This is a genomic window from Rhodoplanes roseus, from assembly GCF_003258865.1.
GTDB classification, from domain to species: domain Bacteria; phylum Pseudomonadota; class Alphaproteobacteria; order Rhizobiales; family Xanthobacteraceae; genus Rhodoplanes; species Rhodoplanes roseus.
Window position 1 is genome coordinate 1 of record NZ_NPEX01000312.1, and the last position, 6,268, is coordinate 6,268.

At 70.9% G+C, this 6,268-nt stretch carries 7 protein-coding genes; 5 read left to right on the top strand and 2 right to left on the bottom strand.

The window, feature by feature from the left end; all coding sequences use genetic code 11:
• The 5 genes from CH341_RS34475 to CH341_RS26770 all read left to right on the top strand — a co-directional run.
• A partial coding sequence (locus CH341_RS34475; RefSeq protein ID WP_111422006.1) for an ATP-binding protein occupies positions 1-1,047 on the top strand: 1,047 nt, incomplete at its 5' end.
• Positions 1,044-2,069 (top strand): hypothetical protein, encoded by a 1,026-nt coding sequence (locus CH341_RS26755; protein ID WP_111422007.1) that lies wholly within the window; start codon positions 1,044-1,046, stop codon positions 2,067-2,069. The genes CH341_RS34475 and CH341_RS26755, both read left to right, overlap by 4 nt.
• A gap of 34 nt (positions 2,070-2,103) precedes the next feature.
• The gene (locus CH341_RS26760; RefSeq protein WP_111422008.1) at positions 2,104-4,023 is read left to right on the top strand and encodes a ParB/RepB/Spo0J family partition protein; all 1,920 of its coding nucleotides are present in this window, start codon (positions 2,104-2,106) and stop codon (positions 4,021-4,023) included.
• Complete coding sequence (locus tag CH341_RS26765; protein ID WP_111422009.1) at positions 4,020-4,553, top strand: ASCH domain-containing protein; 534 nt, start codon at positions 4,020-4,022, stop codon at positions 4,551-4,553. The genes CH341_RS26760 and CH341_RS26765 overlap by 4 nt, the downstream gene beginning before the upstream one ends.
• On the top strand, positions 4,550-5,431 hold the full coding sequence (locus CH341_RS26770; RefSeq protein ID WP_170149820.1) for a DNA adenine methylase: 882 nt from the start codon (positions 4,550-4,552) through the stop codon (positions 5,429-5,431). Before CH341_RS26765 ends, CH341_RS26770 begins: the two co-directional genes overlap by 4 nt.
• Positions 5,432-5,539: 108 nt before the next feature.
• On the opposite strand, the gene CH341_RS26775 is transcribed toward CH341_RS26770, so the two are convergent.
• Together CH341_RS26775 and CH341_RS26780 are read right to left on the bottom strand one after the other, a co-directional pair.
• Positions 5,540-5,824, bottom strand: coding sequence for a hypothetical protein (locus CH341_RS26775; protein ID WP_111422010.1), 285 nt, complete (start codon positions 5,822-5,824; stop codon positions 5,540-5,542).
• Positions 5,821-6,268 (bottom strand): hypothetical protein (locus CH341_RS26780; protein ID WP_210208628.1); only part of this gene is annotated, 448 nt, incomplete at its 5' end. The genes CH341_RS26775 and CH341_RS26780, both read right to left, overlap by 4 nt.

Sequence of the window (6,268 nt, forward strand, 5' to 3'; positions counted from 1 at the left end):
GCCGGCAAGTCGTGGACGCTGCGCCGTCTGCTCGAGCAGACGGCCGGGCGCATCCAGCAGATCCTGATCGACCCCGAAGGCGACTTCGCCGAGCTCGGCGAGGCGCTCGGCCTGCTGCGGCTGGAGGGGCATCGTCTCGACGGCGCGACGCTGGCGACGGCCGCCAGCCGCGCGCGGGAGCACCGCGCCTCGGTTCTGCTCGACCTCTCCGAGCTCGACCGCGAGGACCAGATGAAGGCCGTCACGGCGTTTCTGTCAGCGCTGATTGCGGCGCCGCGCGAGCACTGGCTGCCCTGCCTGGTGGCGATCGACGAGGCGCACCTGTTCGCGCCGTTCGGGGGATTCACCGAGGCGACCTCCGTCCGGCGCGCGGCGATCGCGGCGCTCACCGACCTGATGAGCCGCGGCCGCAAGCGCGGCCTCGCCGGCGTGCTGGCTACCCAGCGCCTGGCGCGGCTCCACAAGTCGGTGGTGTCGGACGTCCTCAACTTCATGGTCGGCATGAACACGCTCGACCTCGACATCCGCCGGGCGGCCGAGACGATCGGCTGGGACGCACGCCGCGCCTTCGACCGGCTGCCGATGCTCGAGCCGGGGACGTTCGTGATGGTGGGCCCGGCGTTCTCGCAATCCCCGTGCGTCGCCAAGGTCGGCCCGGTGGCGACGCCGCACCGCGGGGCGACGCCGGACGTCTGCGCGCCGGTGATCGACCGCGACGCCGCGAGCCGTCTCCTCGATCTCGACTCGCTGCTCGCCGACAGCGCCGCCGACCAGTCGATCCTGGCGGAGCGGGCCGAACCGGTCGGCCTGCGCCAGGTCCGAGCCTTCATCCGCGACCCGGCCTTCGCCGATGCCGGGCGGGTGTGGGGAGCGCTGGCACGGGTAGCACCGGACGGGGCCCGGATCGTCGATCTCGGCCGGACCCTCAACCGGACGGCGGAGCAGATCACCGCGGCGCTCGAGCTGCTCGACCGGTTCGGAACCGTGGAGTTCAGTGGCGACGGCCCCGGCCGGGCGGTGCGCATCGGCAAGGGGATGCGGCAATGAGCGACGTCGTCGACATCGCCGGCGAGGCCGGGCTGGTCCCCGTCTCCTTCAAGACCGGCCGCGCGCACGCGCCGCGGCTGTCCGAACCCTACGTTCCGGGCCGCCGGCATCCGCGTTTCTGGACGGAGGCCGAGCTCGACGTCATCCGCGAGTGGTATCCGAAAGGCGGCGTCGTCGCCTGCGCGGCGCGGCTGCCGCAGCACCACAGCGGCAAGGCCGGCATCTATCAGCGGGCCGCCCAGCTCGGCCTCCACGCCCCGCGCGAGCGCGGCGGCGGCGAGAAGTCTCCGATCGTGCCGCCGTCCGACATCGACGACATCCTGCGCCGCGAATACGCCGCGCAGGACGGCAGGAGGCGGGGCGCCATCGACGCGATCGCTGACCGGCTCGGGTTGCCGCGGTGGTGGGTGACGAAGCGCGCGACGAAGCTCGGCCTCACCATGGCGCACAAGAAGGAGCCGCCCTGGACCGCCGCCGAGACCGCGCTGATGAGCGAGGTGCCGCTGCACGATCCGGAGAAGGCCGCGCGGATTTTCCGCGAGCACGGCTTCGCCCGGTCGCCGACCGCGATCGTGTGCCGCGCGAAACGGCTGAACCTGTCACGGCGCTTTTCCGAGGGGCTCTCGGCGCACCAGGCGGCCGAGATTCTCGGCTTCGATTCGAAGACGATGGGGACCTACCTGATCGCCGGCGACTGCCGCGCCACCAAGCGCGACGACCAGCGCCTGCCGCAACAGGGCGGCAGCCGCTGGGTGATCGCTCCGGCCGACCTGCGCCGCTTCGTGCTCGACCATCTCGACCGCATCGACCTGCGCAAGGTCGACAAGGTCGCCTTCGTCGGCCTGATCGCCGGCGAGACCGAGCCGCCGGCGACGCCTGCCGCCGCCCTGCCCGCGCCGCGGGAGAAGCCGGACGGCGCCACGGTGGTGATCACGGTCGACGGTCTCGGCGACATTGCCGTGCCGGCCCGCGTGCTCGGCCGCCACGCCCGAACCTGTCGAAATTATTCACGCGGTGAATAGCGCCTGCCCTCACCCCCCCGAACGGAGGACTGTCATGGACGTCACCACCACCACGATGCGGCGCTTCGGCGATCGCGCCGAGATCGCCTTCGTCCCGCTTTACAAGCTGCGGCCCGGGAACGAGGCGCCGGCGGGCTCGATCAACGTGCGCAAGACCGACGACCCGAGCGAGCTGCCGCCGCTGAAGGCCTCGATCGAGGCCAAGGGCGTGCTGCAGTCGGTCCTCGCCTGCAGCCCCGACGAGGGCTCCGAGCTCTACCTCGCGATCGGCAACCGCCGCCTGAGGGCGCTGCGCGCGCTCCTGGCCGAGGGGCGGATCGCCGACGATTTCCCGGTGCCGACCATCATCCTGCGCGGGGTGACGCCGGCGGACGCCCGCGCCGCCTCGCTGGCCGAGAACATCGAGCGCGCCCCGCTCCATCCGGTCGATCGGTTCGAGGCCTTCGCCGAGCTGCAGGCGGACGGGCGCAGCGCCGACGACATCGCCGCCCAGTTCGGCCTCGCGCGGCGGGAGGTGAACCAGTCGCTGGCGCTCGGCGCCCTGTCGCCGACCATCCGGGCGGCCTGGCGCAACGGCCAGATCGGCGCGACCATCGCCCAGCTCTACACGCTGTCGCCCAGCCACAAGGTCCAGGACGCGACCTTCGCCCGGATGAAGAAGGAGGGCCGCGCGAATTCCGACTGGGCGCTGCGGTCCGCCCTCAAGGCCGACGACGCGGCCGCGCAGCGTTCCGTCGAGTTCGTCGGCCTCGACGCCTACGAGGCGCGCGGGGGCAAGGTGACCCGCGACCTGTTCGGCACCAGCCACGTCGTCGGCGACGCCAAGCTGGCGAAGGCCATGGCCGACGAGAAGCTGCTGGCTGAGTGCGACCGCCTGATCGCCGAGGGCTGGAAGTGGGCGCGGCCCCGCGACGGCGTGAAGGATTTCTGGAGCTATCGGACCAGCGACCCGAAGGGCAAGCCGACGGACGACGAGTCCGCCGAGCTGGCGCGGCTGAGAGCAATCGTCGAGATCGGACGCGGCTTCCATGGTGGCGAACCCTCGGAGGCCGAGGAAGCGGCGGCCTATACGGCCGAAGCCGACATCGCACGCCTCGAGGCGGCGATCGCCGCCCGCTCCTACACGCCGCGCCAGAAGGCCAAGGCAGGCTGCTTCGTCGAGGTCGAAGACGGCGGCCGGCTCGTGATCCACTACGGCCGCATCGACCCCGCCGACGCCCGTAAGGCGGAGGCCGAGCAGAAGGCCAAGGAGAAGGCGAAGCAGGGCGACGACCCGGAGTCCACCGACAAGCCGGCCGGGCCCGCCATCTCCAACGCCCTCGCCCACCGCCTGTCCTGTCAGCTCACCGCCGCCGCGGCGGAGGCGATCGACGACGACCCCGAACTCGCCTTGTCGGTCGCCCTCGCCGCGCTGACGGCGCCGCCCGCGAGATGGGGCGACGATCGTGCGGTCGCGCTGAAAGTCTCCGGCATGCGAGCGGTGCGGGATCCCGGCGAGATCGGGGCGGACGAGGAGGAGGAGTTCGACGGCCTGCTCGAAACCTTCGGCAGCCGGTCGGTCAAGGAGCAGCTCAGGACCCTGGCCCGGTTTGTCGGCGACGCCTTGGATTTCCGCGTCGAACATGCGGCGCGCTCGCCGCTGCTCCAGACGGCCGGCGAGGAGGGCCGCTGGGCCGAAGTGATCTGCAACGCCATCGATCCGGCTGCCATGAACGCGGCGCTGCGCAAGGCGTTCGACGCACCCGACTACTTCGGCGCCGTCAGCGCCAGGCTGGCAGCCGCCGCCATAGTCGAGATGGGGCACCCGCCGCCGCGCAGCATGAAGAAGGCCGAAGTCGTCGAGACCGCGGTGCGGCTCGCCGGCGAGACCGGCTGGCTTCCACCCGAGCTGCGCACCGTCCATTACGACGGCCCGGGCGGCGCTCTGCGTCCGATCGCCGAGGCGGCCGAATGAGCCATTCCCTCGTCATGAAGGCGCTCACGGTGTGGCAGCCGTGGGCGTCGCTGATCGCGATCCTGGCCAAGCCGTACGAGTTCCGCGGCCGGCGGCCGCCGCCGGCGTTAATCGGCCAGCGGATCGCCATCCACGCCGGAGCGCGTAAGCCGCGGCCGGCCGAGGTGAAGGACCTGATTGACCGGCTCGAGACCGGGGGCGGGACGCCGCCGTGCCTCGTCGCCGACATCGCGCTCCCGTTCCTGCGGCGCGTCTACGAGGGCCTGACGGCGCCGGCGCCAGACTCGCTGTTCGGCGAGGGCAGTCCCGCGCCGTTCGCCCTGCCCCTGTCGGCGATCGTCTGCACCGCGGTTCTCGGCGAGCCGAAGGCCGGCGACGCTTGCGGCCGCGAGTTCGGCTGGTCGAACGACTCCGACCGCGATGGCACGTTCAACTGGGGCTGGCCGATGCAAGACGTCCGCCCCCTCGTGCCCGCACCACCGGCCCGCGGCGCCCAGGGATTCTGGAACTGGCAGGAGACGGCGGCGTGAGCGATCCGACCCGCCCCGTACTGCGCTGGCACGGGGGAAAGTGGCGCCTCGCTCCATGGATAATCGCGCATTTCCCAGCGCATCGAACCTATGTCGAGCCGTTCGGCGGGGCGGCGTCCGTCCTGTTGAGGAAACAGCGGGCCTACGCAGAGGTCTACAACGATCTCGATACCCAGGTGGTGAACCTGTTCCGCGTGCTTCGCGATCCGGCCCAGGCGCCGGCGCTAGTGCGGGCAATCGCTCTAACTCCTTTTGCTCGTGCGGAGTTCGAGCTGGCATTCACACCAACGGACGATCCGGTCGAATCCGCCAGGCGTCTGGTAGTGCGAAGCTTCATGGGATTCGGGTCCAACGCGCACGCCCTTATCGGCGCCGGCGCCAGCAGCACGGGCTTCCGGAGCAACACGACGCGGAGCGGCACTACTCCGGCGGCAGACTGGCGATCCTATCCCGCCGTCCTGCCGGCGCTGATCGAACGCCTCAGCGGCGTGGTGATCGAAAATCGAGAGGCTCTTGCGGTGATGGCCCGGCACGACGGACCCGAGACGCTGCATTACGTGGACCCGCCGTACCTTCCTGAGCTGCGCGGCATCTCGCGAGCGGGCGGCGGGATGCGAGGGCTGTACCGCCACGAGATGAGTCGAGACGATCACACCGTCATGCTCGAAGAATTGAAGCGGCTGCAGGGCATGGTGGTGATTTCCGGCTATCCGCACGCTCTGTACGATGACGCCTTGCCGGGATGGCGCCGTATCGCAACGGCAGCGCGCGCCGACGGTGCGCGACCTCGCACCGAGGTGCTGTGGCTTAACCCGGCTTGCTACGACTCTCTCGATCGATCGCGAGCCCAAGGCCTGCTGTTCCAGGCCATTGCATAAATTGCACAAAAAAAACCGCCGGCTCCCGGAGGAGACCGGCGGCAGGCTGGCCACGTCGGCATGATGTCGTCGCCCGGCATGGTCGGGCGCGGGCCTCGTCGGTGGGCCCTAGTCCTTCGTGCGCAAGCAGGCGCGGGCAGCCCTGATGGTCGCCTCGTCGTAGCCCTGGCGGCGGGCCCAATCGAGCATCTGGGCGGGCGTCGTCGTCGCGCGCATCCGCGCCACCGCAGCCTTCACCAGGGCACACGGCACCGGCAGGGCCGGAGCCGTGCCGACCGGCGACGCTGGAGCGAGGGTCAGCACCAGGCCGAGAGCGAGAAGCGCGCGGCGTCCCCATCCCAGACCCTTCGCCGGCAGGCGGGAGAGAGCGGCGGCCGTAGCGTGGAGATTCATGCCGGACGAACCGTTACGGACGGCCGGGCGGCCTTGGTGAAGATCTTCTCGTCCTTCACCAGGCCGTCGTCTCGCAGCTTTTTCATCGCGGAGTCCTTCAGCGCCAGGAAGGCCTCGGCGACCAGCACCGGGACGATCCCCTTGAACGCGGCCTTCCGTGCGGCCGAGACCTCGACCGTGCCCTTGCCGGTGACCTCGTCGGTGAAGCCGGAGCCGGCCTCGAGCGCCGCCGTGCGGAGCTGCTCCTTCAACTCGTCCATCCTGGCGATCTGCGGCGCGATCTCGATCTGCAAGTCGAGGAGCTTCTCGGCGAGCTTCTTGCGCGCCGCTTCGGTCATGGCCATGGCGAGGTCCTTTCGTGCGAACGGGAGCGGCCGGCCGGGAGGCCCGGCCGGTGCAGTGATGGTGGTCGGATGGAGACGGATGCGGGTGAGGTCAGCCGTC